Here is a 20,910-nt window from a genome sequence, read left to right on the forward strand (position 1 = left end):
GCTGCCGGGGAAGATAGCGTGGAATGGCCGCGTGTGGTTATTCCGCAGCGCCGAAACCGCGGCCGGCCCCGCTCACAAGACCCGCCGGCTCTCGAATCGCCGCGGCTGCCCGGACAGCGGGTCGATGAAAGCCAACCCTTGCGCCAGCAGTTTCAACGGCCGCCGGTAGTCATCGGCGGCCTGCTCGGCCAACTCCGGATACAACCCGTCGCCGACGATCGGTGCGCCGAGCGCAGCCATGTGCAGGCGCAATTGATGCTTCTTTCCGGTCAATGGAAACAACGCGTAACGCCAGTAATCCCCGCCACGCTCGATCGGCTCGATCCGCGTCTCGCTGTTCGCCGTGCCGTCGCTCTCGCGCATGCGAAAGAACGGCTCACCCGCCACGATGCGCGAGCGGCGCTGCAGCGGAAACGCCAGCGCGGGCAGGTCCGGCGCCAGCGCCTCGTAACGCTTGTCGATCCGACGCTCGCGAAACAGCGCCTGATAGGCGGCGCGACTGCTCCGGGACGCCGAAAACAGCACCAGCCCGGCCGTGGCGCGATCGATCCGGTGCAGCGGCACCAGCTCGGGGTTGTCCAGGCGCCGGATCAACCGTCGCAGCAGGGTCTGCTCGACAAAGCCGCCTGCCGGCATCACCGGCAGGAAGTGCGGCTTGTCCGCCACCACCAGGTGCTCGTCGACATGCAGCACGGTTTCGATGAACGGAATCGGCGGCTCGTCCGCCACCTCGCGGTAGTAGTGGATGCGCAACCCTGCCCGGTACGGCGTTTGTGGCGTGATCGCGATGCCGTGCCCGTCCAGCACACGCCCGCGCGCGATGCGGTCCAGCCATTGGTCGCGATCTATGGCGACGAACCGGTCGCACAGCGCGTCGACCACCGTGGCCCATGCACCGCTCGGCAGGTGCACGGTGCTGGCTCGCGAGTCGCGGGTGAAAGGCGCAGTCATGATCGCCACAGTCTAGCCAGACGGGCGATGCCCTTCCGATTCCCAAACGCGCCCCACCATGGCGGCGCGTACAATGGTCGGCTTGTTGTCTCAAGGCACACCCCCATGGCACTCAACTCCACCATCTACAAAGTCGAACTGCAGATCAGCGACATGGATCGGCATTACTACGCCACCCATGCGCTGACCCTGGCAAGGCACCCGTCCGAGACCGAGGAACGGCTGATGGTGCGCCTGCTTGCGTTCGCGCTGTATGCCGACGAGCGGCTGGAGTTCGGCAAGGGCATCAGCGACGAGGACGAGCCGGCGCTGTGGCGCAAGGCGTACACCGACGAGGTCGAGCTGTGGATCGAGGTCGGCCAGCCCGACGAGACGCGCATCCGCAAGGCCTGCGGCCGGTCGCGCCAGGTGGTGGTGATCAGCTACGGCGGCAACGCCGCGGAGATCTGGTGGAACAAGGTCGGCGCCGCACTCGGCCGCAACAAAAACCTCACCGTGCTGGACATCCCTGCCGGCACCGTGGCCGAACTGGTCGCGCTGCTGCAGCGTGGCATGCGGCTGCAGTGCCTGATCCAGGACGGCCAGCTGCAGGTGATGAACGATGCCTCCGCGGTCGCCGTCGATCCCCTCCGGCGCATGGCACCCGCCGAAACAGTGAACTGAGCGGGCCTGCCGATGACCACGCATGACACCGCACTGCGTCGCGTCGTGGGTATCGTGGCCCTGCTCAACCTGGGCTACTTCGGCGTCGAATTCGCAGTGGCGCTGGCGATCGGCTCGGTCTCGCTGTTTGCCGACAGCGTCGATTTTCTGGAAGACGCCTCGGTGAATCTGCTGATCCTGCTCGCACTCGGCTGGAGCCTGAAGGCTCGATCGCGCGTGGGCATGGGACTTGCCGGCATTCTGCTGGTACCCGCGTTAGCCACGCTGTGGGCGTTGTGGAGCAAGTTTCAGCTGCCCGCGCCGCCGGCACCACTGGCGCTGACCGCCACCGGCTTCGGTGCGATGCTCGTCAATTTCGGCTGCGCGATGCTGCTGATGCGCTACCGCCACCACCGCGGCAGCCTGACTCGGGCTGCGTTCCTGTCCGCGCGCAACGACGTCTTCGCGAATATCGCCATCGTGATCGCCGGCGCAGCCACCGCGATGACGCACGCGGTCTGGCCCGACATGGTCGTCGGTGCGGGCATCATGCTGATCAACGCCGATGCGGCGCGCGAGGTCTGGCGGGCAGCGCGCAGCGAGCGCCGGGAAGCGACCGACCCGCGTGCCTGAGCGGCATCCATCGGGACGCCGTGCCCCGTTTGCCGGATAATCGCCGCTTCGTCCACGTTCCGATGGAGTTGCTCATGCGCTGGTTGCTACCCTTGCTCGCCGTGTTCGCCCTCGCCGCCTGCACCGCGGCACCACAAGCCCATGCCAGCGGCAAGGTGGACAAGCTCACCGTGATCGACCGGAAGGTCGGCACCGGAGCCGAGGCGAAGGCCGGCATGGACGTGCTGGTGCACTACACCGGCTGGCTTTACGACGAAAACGCGAAGGACAAGCACGGTGCGCAGTTCGACAGCTCGCGCGGCGGCGCACCGTTCAATTTCACGCTTGGTGCCGGCAGGGTGATCGAAGGCTGGGACCAAGGTGTGGCCGGCATGCGCGTCGGCGGCAAGCGTACCTTGTTGATTCCCGCTGAACTCGGCTATGGCGCGAACGGTGCCGGCGGCGACATCCCGCCGAACGCGTCGCTCGTATTCGATGTCGAACTGATCGACGTCAGCGCACCTTGATGCTCTCCCTGTGGGAGCGGCTTCAGCCGCGACACTCTCTGCCGTCGCGGCTGAAGCCGCTCCCACAAGCGCGATCCACAGCGGCGACCGATCCGCTCAGTCTTCCTGCGCCGCTGCCTCGCGCCCCTGCTGGCGGATGATCGCCTCCTCGCGCGCATCGATGATCGACTGCATCACGCTGTCGACGTCGGCGATGCTTTCGTCGAACTCGAAGTGGCCGGTGAGCTCGCTGTCCGGATGCAATTCGCCCAGCTCGTACAGCGCCCACATCTCCTCGCCGTAGTAGGTATCGAGCAGTTCCGGCGCAAAGCGCGACAGGCTGATGGTGATGTTGCCCACATCACGCCGCAGCATCGCGCGCGCCGCGTTGTTGCCGGACGCGCTGACCGCCTGCGGCAGGTCGATGATCACCGGGCCTTCCGGCCCCACCAGCACGTTGTACTCGGACAGGTCGCCGTGGATCAGCCCCACGCACAGCATCCGCGCCACTTGCTGCATCAGGAAGCGGTGGTATTCGCGCGCGGTGTCCGCCGACAGTTCCACCTCACCGAGCCGCGGTGCGGAATGGCCGTCCGCGTCGGTGACGAGTTCCATCACCAGCACACCGTTGAAATAACCATACGGCTTCGGCACTCGCACGCCGGCCGCGGTGAGCTGGTACAGCGCGTCGACCTCGGCATTCTTCCAGGCGGCCTCGGCCTCCTTGCGGCCGAACTTGGTCGCCTTGCCCATCGCGCGCATCTGCCGGCTGCCACGCACCTTGCGCCCTTCCTGATATTGCACGCGCGCCTGGAAACTGCGCTGGGCCATGTCCTTGTAGACCTTGGCGCAACGGATGTCCTCGCCCGATCGGACGACGTAGACGGAGGCTTCCTTGCCGCTCTTCAGCGGTCGCAAGACCTGATCGATCACGCCCTCTTCGATCAGATCCTGCAGGCCCTTGGGTGTTTTCATGCGTGGGAAAGCTTCGGCGATTCGTGGAATAACGCCCATTATGGCCGATCGGCAGGCCTGCCTGTGTTCTTTGCGGCCAGCGCGTCCCTCCTGCGCGCAAGGCTGCACGCCGGCCGGAGCTCGCGATTCACGCCGCAGTGGCCCAACGGCTGGCGGGGTCAGCGGCGCAGCAGCACGTCGTCGAGCGGTCGCGGCAACGCGAAGTGGTAGCCCTGCCCCCAGTCCACCTGCAACTCGCGCAGCGCCTGGGCGGTCTCGGCATCCTCCACGTATTCGGCCACGGTCTCCGCCTTGAACGCGCGCGCCACCATGACCGTGGCACGCACCATCGCCAGGTCCCGCGGCGAACGCGTCATGTCGCGGACGAAACTGCCGTCGATCTTGATCACGTCCACCGGGATCTGCTTCAACCGCTCGAACGACTGGAAACCGACGCCGAAATCATCGATCGATATCTGGCAGCCTCGCTCGTGCAACCCGGCGAACAACGCAGCCGACTCCTCGGCGTGTGTGATCGCCGCTGTTTCAGTGACCTCGAAACACAATTGCCGCGGCGACAGCGCGAAGCGATCGAGCAGCGCCAGCAGCTCCTGCGCGAACATGCGCGAAGCCAGCGATTGGCCGCCGATGTTGATGGACAGGCGGCCCAGCAACGGCAGCCGGGGCCGATGTTCGCGCAACCACCGATCCAGTTGCCGCACCACGGCCAGGTCCAGCTCGGCCATGCGTCGGTCGGCCTGCAATTCGCCGAGAAACTGACCGGGCAACATCAGTTCGCCCTGCTCGTCGCGCAGGCGGCACAGGATTTCGCCGGAGACGGATTCGTGCGCGACCCGTGAGGACAGCGGCTCGAACGGCTGAAAATGCAGCTCGATTTCGCCGGCGCGGATTCGCGACAGCACGGTGGAGGAGAGCTGCAGCGCGCGTTGGCGATCCACCTGCGGAGCGACGCCGGCAAGCATGCCCGCTCGCTGCAGGCGCATTTCACCACGCTGGCGCGCCTCGATCGCCGCATCGGAGGCGCGCAGCATGCGCGCGTCCAGCGTCTCTTCGTGCATCTCCGCGCCGGCAACGCCCAGATAGGGCAGCAGGCGCAGCCGGCGATCCATCCAGACGAACTCGCTCTCGTGCAGGCGCTGCAGCACGTACTCCCACTGCGCCGCCAGGTCCTCCTGCGGCGCGCTCGGCACCAGCACCATCTGGCCAGTGCCGATATGATAGGTGTCGGCCAGATCGGCCAGTTGCGTTGCCACCCAGCGCGGCAGTTCGGCCTGCGCACGCAAGCCCAGGCCGGTGGAAATCTTCTCCACCCGATCGAGCAGCAGGAAGCCGAGCGGCGGCAGGCCATCCACCTCGCAGCGGCGCCGCAACGCGGCGACGTTCGACAGCCCGGTCAACGGTTCGACCAGGCTGGCGCGCTCGTGCCGACGCAAGGCTGCCTCGCGCTCGCGGCTGTACATCAACAGCAACAGCACCAGCAGCTCCAGCATCATGCATTCGATCGCGATGCGCAGCAGTCCGGCCAGATCGGTCAGGTTGGCAGAGGTACCGGCATGGCGGGCCAGCGCCGTGGCGAAGAAAAACTCCACCAGGACCAGCAGCGGCATGCCCCAGCGCAGGCCGGCGCGCAAGGTCGCCCAGATCAGCGCCGCGGTCACCAGCAGGCGGTTGTTGAGCAGGACCTGCAACAGCGCATCCACGTCGAACCCGGCCCGCGCGGCCAGCTGCAGTGCGACCATCGGCAGCAATACGCCCACGCCCAGCAATCGCCACGGCAGCGCCTCGCGCCACCAAGCCACGTCCGGCCATCGACCTCGCCCGCGGGTACCCAGCACGATCATCGGCAACCCGATGATCAAGACGCCGAAAAATTCGGCAAACAGGACCTGTACCGCGTCACTGCTCATCGTGGCCATGCTGGCGTGCGGATCGAGCCACCGGCTGAACACCCAGTTCGTCAGCGTAAGCAACAACGGCAACGCGACCATGCCGAACAACACGAAACGTGGCATGTCGGCCACGCCGAACCGCCAGTCCGGATCCTTGCCGCTACGCAACCAGCGCGCGCCGGAACGAAGCGCGGCATACATCACCACGGACCAGCCAAGCCCCATCAAATCGATCAACGGAGCGTGCCGGCGGACACCGACCGCGATCAGCCAGACGATCAGTGCAGCCAGCGTAACCGCCAGCAAAGGCAGCCGGTCGCGATACAGCACCGCCACCGCGAACATGAATCCGATATGCAGGTGCGCCAGCGACGCCTCGATGCTGACCCCGAAAAACCCCGCCTGGTACGGCACGCTCACGCCATACAGCGCCGCACAAGTCAGCGCCAGCATTGCACTGCGCACCCAACGGGCGCATTCCATCCGTCACCTCCGTCCACACCGCAAGTCGAACGACGACAAGGTCGGCAAGATCATGGGTGAGCTCGCGCCCGCGCAGAAGCCCCGCATCCCCTTGCAACCGGCATGTGGAGCTTAGCGGCAGACCGGCGCACAACTGAAATCCGGCGACGTGCCGGAGGCCTCAGGGATGTTCCGAACGGGCCGCCATGTCCTGATGCACCGCCGCGGCGATCTCGAACGACCGCCGTCGCGCCACATGATCGAACACGTTGGCGGTGATCAACAGTTCGTCCGGGCGGTGGCGCGCGACGAACGCCTCGATGCCGTTGCGGACGGTGTCGGCGGCGCCGACCACGGCGCAGGCCAGCGCGCGCTCCACCCCCAGCTTTTCGACCGGCGTCCAGAACGATTCGATGTCGTCGATCGGTGGCGGGATCAGCCCCGGCATGCCGCGGCGCAACTTGATGAAGCTTTGCTGCTGGGTGGTGAACAGCCGCCTCGCCTCGGCATCGCTGTCGGCGGCGACCACGTTCAGGCCCAGCATCGCGTACGGCTGCGACAAGCGCGCGGACGGTCGGAAGTCGCGGCGATACAGTGCCAGCGCTTCGTCCATGGCATCCGGCGCGAAGTGCGAGGCGAACGCAAACGGCAGGCCGAGCTGGGCCGAAAGCTTGGCGCTGAACAGGCTCGAACCGAGCAGCCACACTGGCACATCGATACCGGCACCCGGCACTGCACGTACCTGTTGGCCGGGTTTGGCCGGCTCGAAGTAGCCGAGCAGTTCCAGCACGTCATGCGGAAAGGCGTCGGCGCTGTCGAAATAACGACGCAGGGCTTTCGCGGTGGCCTGGTCGGTGCCGGGTGCACGGCCCAGCCCGAGATCGATCCGCCCCGGATACAACGAGGCCAGCGTGCCGAACTGTTCGGCCACCTGCAGCGGCGCGTGGTTCGGCAGCATGATGCCGCCGGCTCCGACGCGGATCGTCGAAGTGCCGCCGGCCACGTATCCGATCAGCACCGCGGTCGCCGCGCTGGCGATGCCCGGCATGTTGTGGTGCTCGGCCAGCCAGTAGCGCCGGTAGCCCGATTGCTCGGCAAGTCGGGCCAGATCCAGCGTGTTGCGGAACGCCTGCCCGGCATCGCTGCCTTCAGTGACCGGGGCCAGGTCGAGGACGGAGAAGGGAATCATGTCGGACTCTCACCAGGACGGAAGCTGACGATCTGGGGGCTGTCGCGCCGATTGCCACGGTGGTGGGCACTTCTGTGGGGCGGCTTCGGCCACGATGCCTCTCCGGTTCGCGCGGCGGGAGCGATCGCGCCTGAAGTCGCTCCTGCTGTGCCTACAATGGTCGTTCCTCACTGCATGGCATCTCGATGACAGATCCGGTCCGCCTCGCCAAACGCGTCGTCGCGCTGGCCCAATGCTCGCGCCGCGAGGCCGAGCAATACATCGAGGGCGGCTGGGTGCGGGTGGACGGAGAAGTGGTCGAAGAACCGCAGTTCATGGTCGACACGCAGACCGTCGAACTCGATCCTCACGCCCGGCTGATCCCCACCGAACCGGCCACCCTGGTGCTGCACAAGCCGGTCGGTTACGACGCCGGCAACGGTGCGAACCCGGCCAGCGCGCTGGTCACCCCGCAAACGCGCTCGCCCGACGATGCCTCCGGCGTGCGCCCGCTGAAACGCCACCTGCAGCGACTGACCTCGCCGTTGCCGCTGCCAGCCACCGCCAGCGGGCTGCTGATATTCACCCAGGACTGGCGCGTCACGCGCAAGCTTACCGAGGACATCGACCGGGTCGAACAGGAGTTCGTGGTCGACGTCGGCGGCGAGCTGATCCCGAACGGGCTGGCCCTGCTCAACCATGGCCTGCGCTTCAACAATTATGCGATGCCGCCGATCAAGGTCAGCTGGCAGAGCGAGCAGCGGCTGCGCTTCGCGTTCAAGGTGCTGCAACCGACCCAGATCGAGCCGATGTGCCGAGCGGTGGGCCTCACGGTGCTGGCCATGAAGCGCCTGCGCGTGGGTCGCATCCCGCTGGCGAAACTTCCGCCCGGGCAATGGCGTTATCTGGCGCCCGGCGAACGCATCTGAAAAACCGGCCGCATGTCGCCGCGCCAAACCGTTCGTGGCCGTCAACCATTCCGCCCAACCGCCATCGGAACCGCTTAGACTTCACTGCGCGTCACCTGTCAACGCATCCACCACATCGGAGATCAGCATGAGCAAGGGCATGGATTCAAAGAAGAGCGAAAAGAAGAAGCCGGCCAAGACCATGAAGGAGAAGAAGGCCGCCAAGCAGGAAAAGAAGAAGAACAAGTAACCCGCCTTGGCGATGGCATCCGCGCACCGGCAAGCACTGCTCTCCCGCCGAAACGGCGGGAGGAGTCCGTTGCGCTCGCTTGCGCACAGGCAGATCAAGGCATGGCGTTCCTGCGATGAGCGGCAGCACGCCTCAATGATTCCGGCCCGCTGCCGATAACGGACGGATACCCGGACCTGGCTCGAAAAAATGAGGGAAATACCGTATGGCGAGCATGTGGCAGCGCATTTTTGGCGGCGGCCGGAAAACGGTTGCACCTCGCGCGCAGCCTCGTGCCACCGCCATGCCCGCGCCTGCACCCGCGCCGCGCATCGCCGCGGCAGTCCGACCGACCATGCCGAGAACGCAGATCGAGGATCGGTTCCAGCGCTTCGTGCTCGACCTGCCCGACGCTGACATCGACGGTCCCACCACGTCCGAACAGGCCACCCTCAAACGACTGGAGCTGCTCAGTACCCGTTTCGACATGCGCAGCCTGCCGCGGCTGCCGAGCGTGCTGCCGCAGTTGCTGCGCACCCTCAAGAGCGAGGATGCCGCCGGTGGCCAGCTGGCCAAGCTCGTGGGCCGCGATCCGCTGATGGTCGGCGAGGTGATGCGGGTCACCAGCAGCGTCTATTACCGTTCGGCCCAGCCGATCACCAGCTTGCAGCAGGCGGTCGTGCTGCTCGGCCAGGACGGCCTGCGCCAGGTGCTGACCCAGCACGTGATGAAACCGATCCTGCAGGCCAACGCCGGCGCGCTCGGCCACGCCGCCGGCGTGCGCCTGTGGGATCACGCCGAACGCTGCGCGCACGCCTGCGCGTGGCTGGGCAAGAACAGCGGCTGCGACAGCTTCGAGGCCTACCTGGCGGGCATCATCTGCCGTACCGGTACCGGCGCGGTGGTACGCCTGCTGGATCAACTGATCGCCGACGTCAGCGTGCCGCTTTCGCCCGGCTTCCTGGACAGCTGCGCGCGACTCGCCGGGCGACTGTCATTGCAGGCCGCGCAACACTGGGAACTGCCGGCGCGGGTGATCGAGGCGATGGCCGATGGGCAAGACCCGGCCAGCCCGCCCACGACGGCACTGGGCAAGGCGCTGTCCGCGGCCGACCTGCTGGCGATGGCGCAACTGCTGGCCGAGCACGACCGGGTTGCTGCCGACCTCGACCTCAGCCAGGGCGACGGCGACCCGTTCGCCCCTGCACTGCTGACCCGCTGCCAGCAGGATCTGCGCCGTCATTTCACGCAGGCAAAGACCACCGGCTGATCAAGAATCGGATCGGCTGCCGTCGCGCGGTGCCAGCGGCTAACAGCTCATCGGCAGTCGCACGCCGATCCGCCAGCATGTAGGCGATCAGGCAACCGGCGGCACAGAAATAGAACAACGGCTCGAGTGCCGTCCAGCGGGGGGGGAATGTCCAGCATCACCCGGGGCACCACCGCCGGCACCGCAATGCCAACGCTGATCCGACCATGCCCGCGCGTGCGGTGCACCGCACGCGGCTCCATGCGCGTGCCGACAGGGCGGAAGGCGCGCGTGCGCCTTCCGCGCCTGCTCATTGCACGGTGACGGCGACGTCGTCCAGCACGAACGAGGTTTGCTGCATGCCGTCCTCCACACCGACGAAATTGACCTGCAGGGTCTGCCCCTTGTACCCGTTCAGGCTGAACGTGTGGTGCTGGTAGCCGGTGGCCGCATCCTGGTTGGAGAAGGTCGCCAAGGTCAGCACCTTGCCGGTCGAGGTGATCACCTGCACCTGCAGCGTGTCATACGCTGTGGTGGTCGGCTCGTCGGTGTCGACGTGCATGAAAAAGTCCAGCGTCGCCGTCGACACCCCGGCTGGAATGCTGATCTTCTGCCGCACGTAATCGGTGTGCGTTGCGCCATAACCATCGAGCCACGCCTTCCAGCTGCCCGCATGGGCCGGCTCGCTGCTGCTGTTGGTGATCACGCCGCTGGTCCGGGTCCAGCCGGTGTCGCCACTTTCGAAATTGGCATTGGTGATCAGCTGGGTGCTGCCACCGCCACTGCTGTTGGACACGCTGAAGCTGACCGGGCTGCTGCTGCCGATATTGCCGGCCGCGTCGTACGCCTTGGCGACCAGCGCGTGCGTGCCGTTGGCGAGCGTGGTGGAGTCGAGCGTGGCGCTGTACGGAGAGCTGCTGTCGGTGGCCTTCAGCGCGCCATCCACCTGAAACTCCACCCGACTGACCCCGACATTGTCGCTGGCACTCGCGCTGAAGGTGATGCTGCCACTGCTGCCGCTCTCACCGGCAGTCACCGTCGGCGCGGTGGTATCGCCAGCGGTGCCGTTGGCCACGTTGAAATTGACCGCGCTGCTGCTGCCTACATTGCCGGCCGCGTCGTAGGCCCTGGCAACCAGCGAGTGCGCGCCATCGGCAAGTGTGGTCGAGTCAAGCGTGGCGCTGTATGGCGAACTGCTGTCGCTGCCCTGCAAGTTGCCATCCACGTAGAACTCCACCCGGGTCACCCCGACGTTGTCGCTGGCGCTGGCGCCGAAGGTGATGGTGCCGCTGCTGCCGCTTTCGCTGGCGCTTGCCGTCGGCGCGATGGTGTCGCCACCACCTCCCGAGCCTTCGGTCACCCACACCGGCGCCGACCACAGCCGCAGGCCATTGGCCTGGGTGATCTTGGCGTAGTAGAAGTGCTCGCCGGTGGCGGGCGTGACGGTGGTGGTCGCGGTTTCGGACAAGCTTGCGACCGTGCCGTTGCTGCCCGGCACGCCCTCGAATACCTGCACCCGCTGGGCGCTCTGGCCGGACGTGCTGGCGTAGTCGACGGTGAGCGTCAGCGCACCGCTGTTGCTGAAGCGCTCACCCATCAGGTGACCGTTCGCGGTCAGCACGATTTGTGCGGTCTTGTCTTCGGTGGCGAACACGCGGCGCGCGCGCAGGGCGTCGAGAAAACTGTTCAGGCTCAACGCTGTGCCGCTCGGAATCAGCACGCCGGTGCGGTTGGTGAAGCTGGCACCCCAGTTCGCGCAATGGTTGTCCTGATCCGAACTCGGCGCGACGTGGTAACCGCGTTCGAGGATGGTGTTGAAAGCGGCCTCGTAATTCGGCCGGCTGGTTTCCGATTCGGTGGTGTTGACCGAGAAGGCCGAGCTGTTAAGCACCTCGGCCAGCACCATCACCGCATCGCCGTCCGCGGTATAGCCGAAGCTGGTGCCGTCGACCGTGAACTGGCCGCTCTGCGCCGGGTGGTTGAACTGGCCGATCCAGCCCTTGCCGCGCATCAGCGTGTACAACGAAGCGTAGTCGCCCTTGGCGATCTCGTAGTCGCCGATCAACTGGCCGGCACTGTTCTTCTCCCACTCGATCAGGCCGTCGGCGTTGAAGATGTTCATGTGCCCGCCGTTGCTGATCACGCCCCACTCCTGGCCGTAGATCGACAGGAAATCCGGGTGCGCGGCACGGAACGTGGCCGCCGCCTGCAGACCGGAGGCGAACAGGTTGTGCGCGGTGGCCGGATTGGCCGACGCATTGGTGCCGGTGGACCCGTCGAACATGTGGTTGTGTTCGGACGTCATCAGCATGTCCAGCCCGCGGTTCATCGCGTACTGGTAGGCATCGGTCGGGCCGTAGGGGCTGCTCTGCGGTGCCTGCTCGCCGTGGCAGGTAGCGAGCTCGCCGCCACCGTCGCTGTGGTTGGTCTGACTGTGCAGGTCGCCGTACCAGATCGTGTACGGCAGCCCGCCGGCACCGACCGAGAGTGCGTGCACCCCGCCATGCTGCGGCAATGCGCTGAATGCCGGCATGGCCGTGGCCGCCACTTTGCCGACCTGGATGTCATAACGCTGCTCCTCGACATGCGTCGGCGCCAGCCGCGTGGCGAGTGCCAGTGCATGGGCAGGCATGCCAGTGCCGATCCGGCGGGCATTGTCGTCATCGAGCGGGATCGCACGCAGACGCACCGTGTAGTAACCCGCGGGCAGCGGGCGCCGGTGACTGTCCAGACCGTCCCAGCGAACGCTCGCCGTGGCCTTGCGCACATGCATCACCGTGCTGCCATTCCATTCGCGCAGCAGCTGGCCGCTGCGATCGAGCAACGAAACCTGCCATGCCACCGGCGTCCCCACGGCCGCGCCGGGATATTCGAAATGCATCACGATGGATCGCGCTGCATCAGCCTGGAACGGCACCTGCAGGGCCGCGTCAAACTCTTGATGGTCCGGCAGCGCTGGCGCAGCCAGCGTCGGCAAACAGAGCACCCATCCCGCGAACACGAGGCTGCGGGTCACCATTTTTTTCAATCGCATCGCCAGATCCTTACGCGTTGTCGAGAATTCCCCTGGCGGGCTTTATATGCGACCGGCGATGGCAGCGGTATGACCAAAAGTCGTAGGCGCGATCGCAGGATCTTGCACATCGCGACCATCGAACACGTTCCGGCGCGGCGGAACATCCTGCGCACTGGCCGGGCGGCAGCGGACCCTCGCCGCAAGCTCAGTCGTCCGAGCGAAACACCAGACTGCAGCAAGTCACCGCGCCTTCGGCCTTCTGCAACTCGGAGACGTCGACGGAGCTGACCTGGAATCCCGCATCGAGCAGCCGCTGCCGCGTGCGCGGAAAGCTGGCCGGCATCACCAGCGCGTCGCCGACACGCAGCACGTTCGCGGCGTGCGGTTCGGCGGGATCGACCTCGATCACGCGGAAATCGTTGAATCGCCCGCGATCGACCCACGCCGGCTGCAGCAGCAAGGTATCGCCGGCAAGTTGGGTCACCGCCGATTTCAGATGCAGGCAGCCATGGGTCGGCACGCCCTGCACGGTGTATCCCCGGCCAGCCAGCAGGGCACGCAATTGGGCGATGCCGTCGGCGTTGCTGCGCGAGGACTGGCCCACGTAGAGCATGCGGCCGGCCAGCAGCACGTCGCCGCCATCGATCGTGCCCGGCGCCTCGATCGCCAGAAGCTTGCGATAGCCGCCAAGCAACGCACCGACGCTCGCCACTTCGTCGCGACGGGATGGCGCCGGGGCGGGTCAGTATCGCGACGTCATCCAGCACGATCGCCACGTCCTCGACGAAGACGGAGTCCGCAAGATGCGGTTCGGCCGGCAGCGTCAGTACGCGGCAACCCAGCGCTTCCAGCACCCGCCGGTAAGCATCGTGCTGCGCGCACGCACGCGGCACATCGATGGCCACGCGCTCGACGTACGACAACTCGCAGGCACCGAGCGCGGGGCTGACTTCACGGGTGACGGCCATCCACATGGTTGCTCTCCAAGGCTGAAGTGTCCTCACCGGTGCCGGGCTTGCCACGCCGCCAGTTCCGCCTGATAGCGTTCCAGCGCCTCCTCGTAGATGTCGTACACGCAACGCACGCAACCTTCGCCGCAGCAATCGGCAGCGTCCGGTTCAGGCGGACGCCGTGGCGGTGGATCGGGATCAGGCATGAGGGAATCGGTCGGGTTCACGGGCTGGTGTTCCGCATGACTTCGCGCGTGCGGCCGATTGCGTCGCGGCCCAAGCCGGTCGCGTGATGGATGCACGCGACCGGTGAGGCTCCGCGCGTTATTTCGCGGGCTTGCGGAAGCGGTAGATGAACTGGTCGGTATGGCCGCGTATCGACTTGTCGAACACCTTGGCCTCGTGCGAATCGTCCGGATTGCGCAGTGCGTTGTTCTCGCCGTCGAAGACAAAGCCGGCAGCCTCCACTTCCTTCCTGACCGCCGCCGGATCGATGCGGTGCAGCGTATCGGTATCGGCAAAACCTGAGCCGGCCGGGGCGACGTGGTCGATCACGACGAACAGGCCGCCGGGCTTGAGCGCGTCATAGACCTGCTTGTCGAAGCTGGCCATATCCACCGGCCCCATGAACGAATCGTGATAATCGTGATAATTCTGCGCGGTGAATACCAGATCCACCGGCGCCGGCACGCTCAAGTGCGCACCAGGCTGCTGCAGCACGCTGACGTTGGCGTAATGCGGCGTGGCGGCCAACTTCTGCCAGTTCGCGAGGCTTTTCGCCGAATACTTGGCCATTTCCGCCGGCCAGACCGTATAGACGTGGCCTTGCGGACCCACGATGGCACTGAAGACGCGCGTCCAGTAACCGCTGCCGGGCACCAGCTCCAGCACGCTCTGGCCCGGTTTGACGTCGGCGAACATCATCACCGCGGCGATCTTGCGGTGGGCATCGTCGGATTTGTCCGCCTGCCGGGCCGGGTCGTCGATCGCCTTCTGCACCGCGGCGGTGATCGCGCCGCTGTGCAGGTTCGCAACCTGGGCCGACGCAGCAGCAGGCAGGGCAAAGGCAATCAGTACAGCAAGAACAGTCGGGCGCATGACGTCTCTCCGCAGCGATCAGGGAACAACGATTGTGCTCCCGAACCGGCCGCCCCGTCTCGTGCCCTCGCGCTCGACGCTGCCGTGCCATTGGTCAGGCGACAGCCGGGGCCCGTGCTGGTAAAACTGCCGATGCCAGTACAAGGCACCACGGGAGGACATCGCATGTCGGCACTACGCACCGGAATCATGTTCAGTTGCGCGCTGTTTTTCTGCGTGCCCGCCGCCAGCCTGGCGCAGTCGTGGAGGTCGCGCCAGATCGAGGCCTCGCGCAAATCCGAAAAAATCATGCACGAGGCGGACAAGCACAAGGGTCTGCTGGCGCAGTACCAAGTCATGCGCTACGCCTACGCCAATGACAAGGACCCCGCCTTCCGGCTGATCTTCGGTCAGTACCTTAGCTGGTACCAGACGTTCATCGGCGACTACCCGGATGCGGCGTTGAGCTTTTCGATCAAGCAGCCGCTGGAGAAGGACGATCGCCCTTCGCCGCTGTCCGATCCCGAATACAGCGCCCGCCCCGCGCTGGAGGCGATTCCGGAACTGGCGAAGAAATACCAGTTGGTCTACCTCAACGAAGCGCACAACATCCCGCTCACCCGCACGCTCACCGTGCAGTTGCTGAGCAAGCTGCGGCAGGAGGGCTTCAGCTATTTCGCCGTCGAAACGATCTACCAGACCGACAGGAAATTGCAGTCGCGCGGTTATCCCACGGCGGACAGCGGTTTCTACACCGCCGAACCGATCAGCGCCGAAATGGTACGCACCGCCCTCAAGCTCGGCTTCAAGGTGATCGGTTACGAGGCGCTCTCCGACGCGACCGGCGACGCCCGCGAAGCGGAACAGGCACGCAACATCTATGAACACATATTCCAGCACGACCCGCGTGCTCGGGTGGTGGTCGAAGCCGGTTACGCGCACATCCAGAAGTCTGGCGAATTCCTCGGCGGCTCCTCGATGGCCGAGCATCTGTACAAGTTGTCGGGCATCGACGGGCTGAGCGTGGAGCAGACCGTGCTCGTGCCGCATCAGGTCAAGGAAGACAACCATCCCTATTACGACGCCATCGTGGAGAAGCTGCAGCCGCAGGTGCCGATCGTGTTCGAGAACAAGGCCGGCAAGCCATGGGCATTGCGCGCGGGCTACGATGTCAATGTGGTTTTCCCAGCGCAGCAGATGCGTCGCGGACGTCCCACCTGGCTCAGTCTCGGTGGCTTGCGCCACCCATATTTCATCAGCGGCGATCGCTGCGAAGAGCATTACCCGTGCCTGATCGAGGCGCGCTATGCCGACGAAGGCAAGGACGCGATCCCGGCCGATCGCATGGCGCTCGACCCGGTGCCGCTGATGGCCACCCTCAATGACCGCGTCCGCCAGGGCCAGGGAGCGCCCGTCAGCGAGCTCTACCTGCGCCCCGGCAAATACGATCTGACCATCAGTGCCGAGGATGGCAGCCCGATTTACCGGCAGACCATCTCGGTGCCGGAAAAGGCCGACGACACCCCGTAGCCGTCCAGACATGCGGATGCCGCCATGAGACTTGAGTCATCAAGGACAGAACCGGGACCCCGGCAGGAAGTGCAGGCATGACTAACGTCCTACGCATTCTGCGTGGCGCACGCGTATAACCAAAGAGTTGTTGCCGTGAAATCCCCCTGCATGGGTATGGGCCCCGTGCTGCGATTCGAATGACGATCCCCGACCAGTGGAGTACGCGCATGACTCGAATGAAGATCCGCCCGTTGCTGATGGGCGCCTGCCTGCTGGCGACGTTTGCCGCCGCCGCCACCACCGCCAACAATGCGGACGACCACGGCAACGGTGCCATGCTCGGTTTCGATGCGGACGGTGCCACCGCCCAGCGCAGCCTGGAGCAGCGTTTCGACGCGCAGTTGGATCCGGCCGACCAGCGCAGCTGGCTCAAGCAGATGTCATCGCAGCCCAACCAGGTCGGCGCTCCGCACGACAAAGCCAACGCCGAGTTCATGCTGGCCAAGTTCCGCGAATGGGGCTGGGATGCGCATATCGAAACCTTCAACGTGCTCTATCCCACGCCGAAGAAGGTTGCGCTGGAACTGCTGGGACCGAAGCCCTACACGGCCGTGCTCAGCGAGCCGGCCGTTGCCGGGGACAGCACCTCCGACATCCGCGCCAATGCACTGCCACCCTATAACGTTTACGGCGGCGATGGCGATGTCACCGCCGAGCTGGTCTACGTCAACCAGGGCATGCCGGATGACTACAAGGAACTCGCCCGGCGCGGCATCGACGTGCGCGGCAAGATCGTCATCACGCGCTATGGCGGCGGCTGGCGCGGCCTCAAGCCGAAACTCGCACAGGAACACGGCGCCGTCGGCTGCCTGATCTATTCCGACCCGCATGACGACGGTTACGCCCGCGGCGATGTCTATCCGCAAGGCGGCTGGCGTCCGGCACAAGGCGTGCAGCGCGGCTCCGTCGCCGACATGCAGGTCTATCCCGGCGACCCGCTGACCCCCGGTGTAGGGTCCACCGCCCATGCGAAGCGGCTGGCGCTGAAGGACGCGAAAACCGTACTGAAGATCCCGGTACTGCCGATTTCCTACGCCGACGTGACCCCGTTGCTGCAGGCGCTGGGCGGGCCGGTGGCTCCGGCTGGCTGGCGCGGTTCATTGCCGTTGACCTATCACGTCGGACCAAGCACGGCCAAGGCGCACATCACCGTGCAGTCCACCTGGGGCCAGAAGCCGGTCTATGACGTGATCGCCGTGCTCAAGGGTTCCAGCGCGCCGGACCAATGGATCGTGCGTGGCAACCACCATGACGGCTGGATGTTTGGTGCATGGGATCCGCTCGCCGGCAACGTCGCGCTGATGGCCGAGGCCAAGGCCATCGGTGGTCTGGTCAAGCAGGGCTGGCGGCCGCAGCGCACCCTCGTCTACGCCAGCTGGGACGGCGAGGAGCCGGGCCTGCTCGGTTCCACCGAATGGGCCGAGACACATGCCGCGGAACTGCAGAAGAAAGCGGTGCTGTACGTCAACTCCGACACCAACGGCCGTGGCTTCCTCGGCGCCGGCGGCAGCCATTCGCTGCAGCACCTGGTCAACCAGGTGGCGGGCGGCGTGACCGACCCGGAAACCCACGTCAGCGTGCTCGAACGCCTGCGTGCGCACATGCTGGTGGATGGCTCCGCCAAGGACGCCAAACCCGAGGCCAGGGCGATCGCCAAGCTGGCGGCAGCCGGCGGCGACGTGCCGATCGAAGCGCTGGGTTCCGGTTCCGACTACAGCGCATTCCTTGAGCACCTCGGCATCGCCTCGCTCGATCTCGGCTTCGGCGGCGAAGACGACAACGGTGGCATTTACCACTCGCGCTACGACTCGTTCGACCACTACGTGCGTTTCGGCGATCCCGACTTCGCCTACGGCGTGGCGTTGGCAAAGGTTGCCGGCCACATCGTGCTGCGCACTGCCGATGCCAACGTGCTGCCACTGCGCTTCGGCGACTTCAGCGACACGCTCGATCGCTACGTCGGCGAGCTGCACAAACTCGTCGACGACACCCGCAAGGCCACCGAACAACAGCATCAGCTGTTCGATCACCACGCCTTCGCGCTGGATGCCGATCCGACCCGGCCGGTAGGGCCACCAGCACGCGACTCCGACATGCCGAAGATCGACCTCGCACCGCTCGACCAGGCCGCGAAACAATTGAAGCAAAGCGCGCAGGCTTACCAGACGGCCTACGACAAACGCGTAGCCGCCGGCTTCAACCTGCCCAACGCGCAACGGCAGCAACTGAACCATCTGATCGGCAGCATGGAACAGGCACTGACCGATCCGGCCGGCCTGCCCGGCCGCGCCTGGTTCAAGCACTTCATCTACGCACCCGGCATGCTCACCGGCTACGGCGTCAAGACCGTGCCCGGCGTGCGCGAAGCACTCGAAGCCCGCCGCTGGAATGAGGCCGACCACTACGCCGTCGTCACCGCCAAGGTGCTCGACCGCTACCGCGCGCAACTGGACCGGTTGACGGCATTGCTGGAAAAATAACTGCCGCCGTCATGGCTGGAGCACAGGGCGGCGCATGCAACGTGCGCCGCCCTGTTCAGTGATTCGCCGGGGAGCCCAAGCGCTCCTGTATTTCGGGTCGGGGCAAACTCGTGGCTCGGTGCAGCGCACCTTCGAGTGACCGGAACCGCTAAACTAATGGCGGGGGGCAACCGTGTCGACACCGGTCGCCTGGATCATCCAAGGGGAACAAAGCCATGGTTTTGCGACACGGGATCGTTGCGTTGGGGTTGCTGTTTTTTTCCATCGTGCTGCAGGCGCAGCCGGTATCGTTCGCCGACCTGGCGAAACATGCCGAATACAAGGATGCGAAGATTTCACCGGACGGTGAGTATCTGGCGGCCACGGCCGTGGTGAAGGGACAGACGGTGCTGGCCTTGATCCACCTGGCGGACAGGAAGATCAAGGTGATCAGCCCGCGCGAGGACGACGACATCATCGACTTCTGGTGGGCGGCGCCGACACGCGTGGTGTACAACGTCGGACTGCGCCGGGGCGGTTTCGACAAGCCATTGTTCACCGGCGAGCTGTTTGCGGTCGACGCGGACGGCAGCAACCCGGACATGCTCTACGGTTTTCGCAAGACCGGCATGAGTACCGGCTCGCATATCCAGCACGCGACGGCCGAGCGCGGCACCGGACGCTTCATAGCAGCTATCCCGGACGACCCGCACCACATGCTGGTGTCGGTCAGCAGTTGGGATGCTGCAGGCTACGAGCGCGAGCTGCCGGTCGCCTACCGCATGGATGTGCGCACGGGCGACAAGATCAGGATGATGACGGCACCGATGCGCGGCGCGACTTTCGTCGCCGACCATCACGGGCATATCCGATTTGCCGCGGCAGCGGCCGACGACGGCAGCGTCAAGGTATACGAGCATCCCGTCGATGGCGATGGCTGGCAGCTGTTGCCCAAGCTCAGCAATGATCGCTCGACACCGATCGCTTTCAACAAGGATGACAGCGCCGCGTATTTCAGGTGCCCTGCGGAACCCGGCTTTGGCATCTGCCGTTGGGATCCGGCAAAGCACACGCTGGCACCGCTCTGGGGCAATGCCACGGTCGAGCCGGACGGCCTGCTGCAGGGGCTGGCCGAGGACAGCATCATTGGCGTGAGCTTCATGGATGGTCGCGCCGGACTGGCGTTGTTCGACAACCAGTCCGCCGATGCCCAGGCACTGATGTTGCTGATGAAGCAGTTTCCCGGAGAGAGCGTGCAGTTCGTGTCCGGCACCCGCGATGGCCGCCTCAGCGTGGTGCTGGTTGATGCCGACGCGGATCCCGGCGCGTTCTACCTGTTCGACCCCAAGGCGAAGAAGCTGACCCAGCTGCTATCGCGCGCCTCGTGGATCAACCCAGAGCAGATGGCGATCAAGGAGCCCTTCGAATTTGCCGCGCGTGACGGTTTGAAACTGCAGGGCTACGTGAGCTACCCGCCCGGGCAGGAAAACGCGAAACACCTGCCCATGGTGGTCTTCGTCCATGGCGGTCCACGATCCCACGACCGCTGGGAATACGATCCCTATGTGCAAGCCATGGCGACCCGGGGCTACGCCGTGCTGCAGGTGAATTTCCGCGGCTCCGATGGCCGCGGCTACGACTTCGCACGCGCCAGCGAGCATGAGTGGGGCGGCAAGATGCAGGACGACGTCACCGATGCCACCCGCTGGGCGATTGCCCAGGGCATCGCCGACCCGAAGCGGCTCTGCATCTTCGGCGGCAGCTATGGCGGTTACGCCGCGCTCGAAGGTGCCGTGAAGGAGCCCGATCTGTATAGGTGCGCCATCGGTTATGTCGGCGTCTACGACCTGAACATGCTGTTCGAACTGGGTGGCACGCAGGACTCGAGTTTCGGCGACGCATTCCTCAAGCGCGAGTTTGTCCATGACAAGGCGGCGCTGGCCAAACGCTCCCCCGTCAACCAGTTGGACGCGTTGAAGGCCAAGGTGATGCTGGTCGTCGGCGGCAAGGACACCACGGTGCGGCCGATGCAGGGACTGGCCCTGCATCAGGCCCTGCTCGACCGGCATATCGCCCACGAGTGGATGCTCGATCCCGGCGAAGCGCACGGCTTCTACGACGAAGCCAACACCGCCGAGCTGTACACGAAACTGGTGCAGTTCCTGTACAGCAACATCGGCCCGGGCGTGGTCGGCGCGGCGGCCCCTGCTGCCGCTCCCGCCCATTGAACCCGCACTGACGCACA

General features: G+C 65.7%; 16 protein-coding genes and 1 pseudogene. 8 read left to right on the top strand and 9 right to left on the bottom strand.

The window, feature by feature from the left end; translation table 11 throughout:
- Positions 1–72 precede the first annotated feature (72 nt).
- Positions 73–951: a pseudouridine synthase gene (locus tag CIW53_RS04475; RefSeq protein ID WP_149363516.1), complete on the bottom strand. Its 879-nt coding sequence runs from the start codon at positions 949–951 to the stop codon at positions 73–75.
- Positions 952–1,056: 105 nt separating this feature from the next.
- Here CIW53_RS04475 and CIW53_RS04480 point away from each other — a divergent pair, with 105 nt between their 5' ends.
- The 3 genes from CIW53_RS04480 to CIW53_RS04490 all read left to right on the top strand — a co-directional run bounded on the left by CIW53_RS04480 (position 1,057) and on the right by CIW53_RS04490 (position 2,732).
- A complete protein-coding gene (locus CIW53_RS04480) occupies positions 1,057–1,614 on the top strand; it encodes a YaeQ family protein (RefSeq protein ID WP_149363517.1) in 558 nt (185 codons plus the stop codon).
- A gap of 12 nt (positions 1,615–1,626) precedes the next feature.
- Positions 1,627–2,226 (top strand): cation transporter, encoded by a 600-nt coding sequence (locus CIW53_RS04485; RefSeq protein ID WP_149363518.1) that lies wholly within the window; start codon positions 1,627–1,629, stop codon positions 2,224–2,226.
- Between the two features lie 74 nt (positions 2,227–2,300).
- Entirely contained in the window at positions 2,301–2,732 is a 432-nt protein-coding gene (locus CIW53_RS04490) for an FKBP-type peptidyl-prolyl cis-trans isomerase (protein ID WP_149363519.1), read from the top strand.
- Positions 2,733–2,828: 96 nt separating this feature from the next.
- On the opposite strand, the gene CIW53_RS04495 is transcribed toward CIW53_RS04490, so the two are convergent.
- From CIW53_RS04495 to CIW53_RS04505, 3 genes are all read right to left on the bottom strand, one after another.
- Positions 2,829–3,686 (bottom strand): PA4780 family RIO1-like protein kinase, encoded by an 858-nt coding sequence (locus CIW53_RS04495; protein ID WP_149363520.1) that lies wholly within the window; start codon positions 3,684–3,686, stop codon positions 2,829–2,831.
- 158 nt (positions 3,687–3,844) lie between these two features.
- Positions 3,845–6,058, bottom strand: a complete 2,214-nt coding sequence (locus CIW53_RS04500; protein ID WP_149363521.1) for an EAL domain-containing protein — start codon at positions 6,056–6,058, stop codon at positions 3,845–3,847.
- Positions 6,059–6,218: 160 nt separating this feature from the next.
- Positions 6,219–7,226, bottom strand: a complete 1,008-nt coding sequence (locus CIW53_RS04505) for an LLM class flavin-dependent oxidoreductase (RefSeq protein ID WP_149363522.1) — start codon at positions 7,224–7,226, stop codon at positions 6,219–6,221.
- Between the two features lie 185 nt (positions 7,227–7,411).
- On the opposite strand from CIW53_RS04505, the gene CIW53_RS04510 reads away from it, so the two are divergent.
- Together CIW53_RS04510 and CIW53_RS04520 are read left to right on the top strand one after the other, a co-directional pair.
- A complete protein-coding gene (locus tag CIW53_RS04510; RefSeq protein WP_149363523.1) occupies positions 7,412–8,134 on the top strand; it encodes an rRNA pseudouridine synthase in 723 nt (240 codons plus the stop codon).
- 563 nt (positions 8,135–8,697) lie between these two features.
- A complete protein-coding gene (locus CIW53_RS04520) occupies positions 8,698–9,612 on the top strand; it encodes an HDOD domain-containing protein (protein WP_242451769.1) in 915 nt (304 codons plus the stop codon).
- Positions 9,613–9,643: 31 nt separating this feature from the next.
- Here the strand turns inward: CIW53_RS04520 and CIW53_RS17865 are convergent.
- From CIW53_RS17865 to CIW53_RS04545, 5 genes and pseudogenes are all read right to left on the bottom strand, one after another.
- Positions 9,644–9,739: pseudogene (locus CIW53_RS17865) on the bottom strand (two pore domain potassium channel family protein); the annotation flags it as partial.
- A 162-nt stretch (positions 9,740–9,901) separates the two neighbouring features.
- Positions 9,902–12,625, bottom strand: coding sequence for an Ig-like domain-containing protein (locus CIW53_RS04530; RefSeq protein ID WP_149363525.1), 2,724 nt, complete (start codon positions 12,623–12,625; stop codon positions 9,902–9,904).
- A 187-nt stretch (positions 12,626–12,812) separates the two neighbouring features.
- Complete coding sequence (locus CIW53_RS04535) at positions 12,813–13,319, bottom strand: hypothetical protein (RefSeq protein ID WP_197736619.1); 507 nt, start codon at positions 13,317–13,319, stop codon at positions 12,813–12,815.
- A gap of 288 nt (positions 13,320–13,607) precedes the next feature.
- Positions 13,608–13,763 (bottom strand): oxidoreductase-like domain-containing protein, encoded by a 156-nt coding sequence (locus CIW53_RS04540; protein WP_149363526.1) that lies wholly within the window; start codon positions 13,761–13,763, stop codon positions 13,608–13,610.
- Positions 13,764–13,881: 118 nt separating this feature from the next.
- Positions 13,882–14,655, bottom strand: coding sequence for a class I SAM-dependent methyltransferase (locus tag CIW53_RS04545; RefSeq protein WP_149363527.1), 774 nt, complete (start codon positions 14,653–14,655; stop codon positions 13,882–13,884).
- A 165-nt stretch (positions 14,656–14,820) separates the two neighbouring features.
- On the opposite strand from CIW53_RS04545, the gene CIW53_RS04550 reads away from it, so the two are divergent.
- From CIW53_RS04550 to CIW53_RS04560, 3 genes are all read left to right on the top strand, one after another.
- Positions 14,821–16,164 (top strand): hypothetical protein, encoded by a 1,344-nt coding sequence (locus CIW53_RS04550; protein WP_149363528.1) that lies wholly within the window; start codon positions 14,821–14,823, stop codon positions 16,162–16,164.
- A 209-nt stretch (positions 16,165–16,373) separates the two neighbouring features.
- Positions 16,374–18,686 (top strand): transferrin receptor-like dimerization domain-containing protein, encoded by a 2,313-nt coding sequence (locus tag CIW53_RS04555; RefSeq protein WP_149363529.1) that lies wholly within the window; start codon positions 16,374–16,376, stop codon positions 18,684–18,686.
- Positions 18,687–18,901: 215 nt separating this feature from the next.
- Complete coding sequence (locus CIW53_RS04560) at positions 18,902–20,893, top strand: alpha/beta fold hydrolase (protein WP_149363530.1); 1,992 nt, start codon at positions 18,902–18,904, stop codon at positions 20,891–20,893.
- The last annotated feature ends 17 nt before the right edge of the window (positions 20,894–20,910 follow it).

The sequence above is a fragment of the Rhodanobacter sp. T12-5 genome (assembly GCF_008329435.1).
Taxonomy (GTDB): Bacteria; Pseudomonadota; Gammaproteobacteria; order Xanthomonadales; family Rhodanobacteraceae; genus Rhodanobacter.

Bases quoted from the DNA above. Each gene is read 5' to 3' on its own strand.
- CIW53_RS04475 (WP_149363516.1), bottom strand. From the start codon at position 951: ATGACTGCGCCTTTCACCCGCGACTCGCGAGCCAGCACCGTGCACCTG.
- CIW53_RS04480 (WP_149363517.1), top strand. From the start codon at position 1,057: ATGGCACTCAACTCCACCATCTACAAAGTCGAACTGCAGATCAGCGAC.
- CIW53_RS04485 (WP_149363518.1), top strand. From the start codon at position 1,627: ATGACCACGCATGACACCGCACTGCGTCGCGTCGTGGGTATCGTGGCC.
- CIW53_RS04490 (WP_149363519.1), top strand. From the start codon at position 2,301: ATGCGCTGGTTGCTACCCTTGCTCGCCGTGTTCGCCCTCGCCGCCTGC.
- CIW53_RS04495 (WP_149363520.1), bottom strand. From the start codon at position 3,686: ATGAAAACACCCAAGGGCCTGCAGGATCTGATCGAAGAGGGCGTGATC.
- CIW53_RS04500 (WP_149363521.1), bottom strand. From the start codon at position 6,058: ATGGAATGCGCCCGTTGGGTGCGCAGTGCAATGCTGGCGCTGACTTGT.
- CIW53_RS04505 (WP_149363522.1), bottom strand. From the start codon at position 7,226: ATGATTCCCTTCTCCGTCCTCGACCTGGCCCCGGTCACTGAAGGCAGC.
- CIW53_RS04510 (WP_149363523.1), top strand. From the start codon at position 7,412: ATGACAGATCCGGTCCGCCTCGCCAAACGCGTCGTCGCGCTGGCCCAA.
- CIW53_RS04520 (WP_242451769.1), top strand. From the start codon at position 8,698: ATGCCGAGAACGCAGATCGAGGATCGGTTCCAGCGCTTCGTGCTCGAC.
- CIW53_RS04530 (WP_149363525.1), bottom strand. From the start codon at position 12,625: ATGCGATTGAAAAAAATGGTGACCCGCAGCCTCGTGTTCGCGGGATGG.
- CIW53_RS04540 (WP_149363526.1), bottom strand. From the start codon at position 13,763: ATGCCTGATCCCGATCCACCGCCACGGCGTCCGCCTGAACCGGACGCT.
- CIW53_RS04545 (WP_149363527.1), bottom strand. From the start codon at position 14,655: ATGCGCCCGACTGTTCTTGCTGTACTGATTGCCTTTGCCCTGCCTGCT.
- CIW53_RS04550 (WP_149363528.1), top strand. From the start codon at position 14,821: ATGTCGGCACTACGCACCGGAATCATGTTCAGTTGCGCGCTGTTTTTC.
- CIW53_RS04555 (WP_149363529.1), top strand. From the start codon at position 16,374: ATGACTCGAATGAAGATCCGCCCGTTGCTGATGGGCGCCTGCCTGCTG.
- CIW53_RS04560 (WP_149363530.1), top strand. From the start codon at position 18,902: ATGGTTTTGCGACACGGGATCGTTGCGTTGGGGTTGCTGTTTTTTTCC.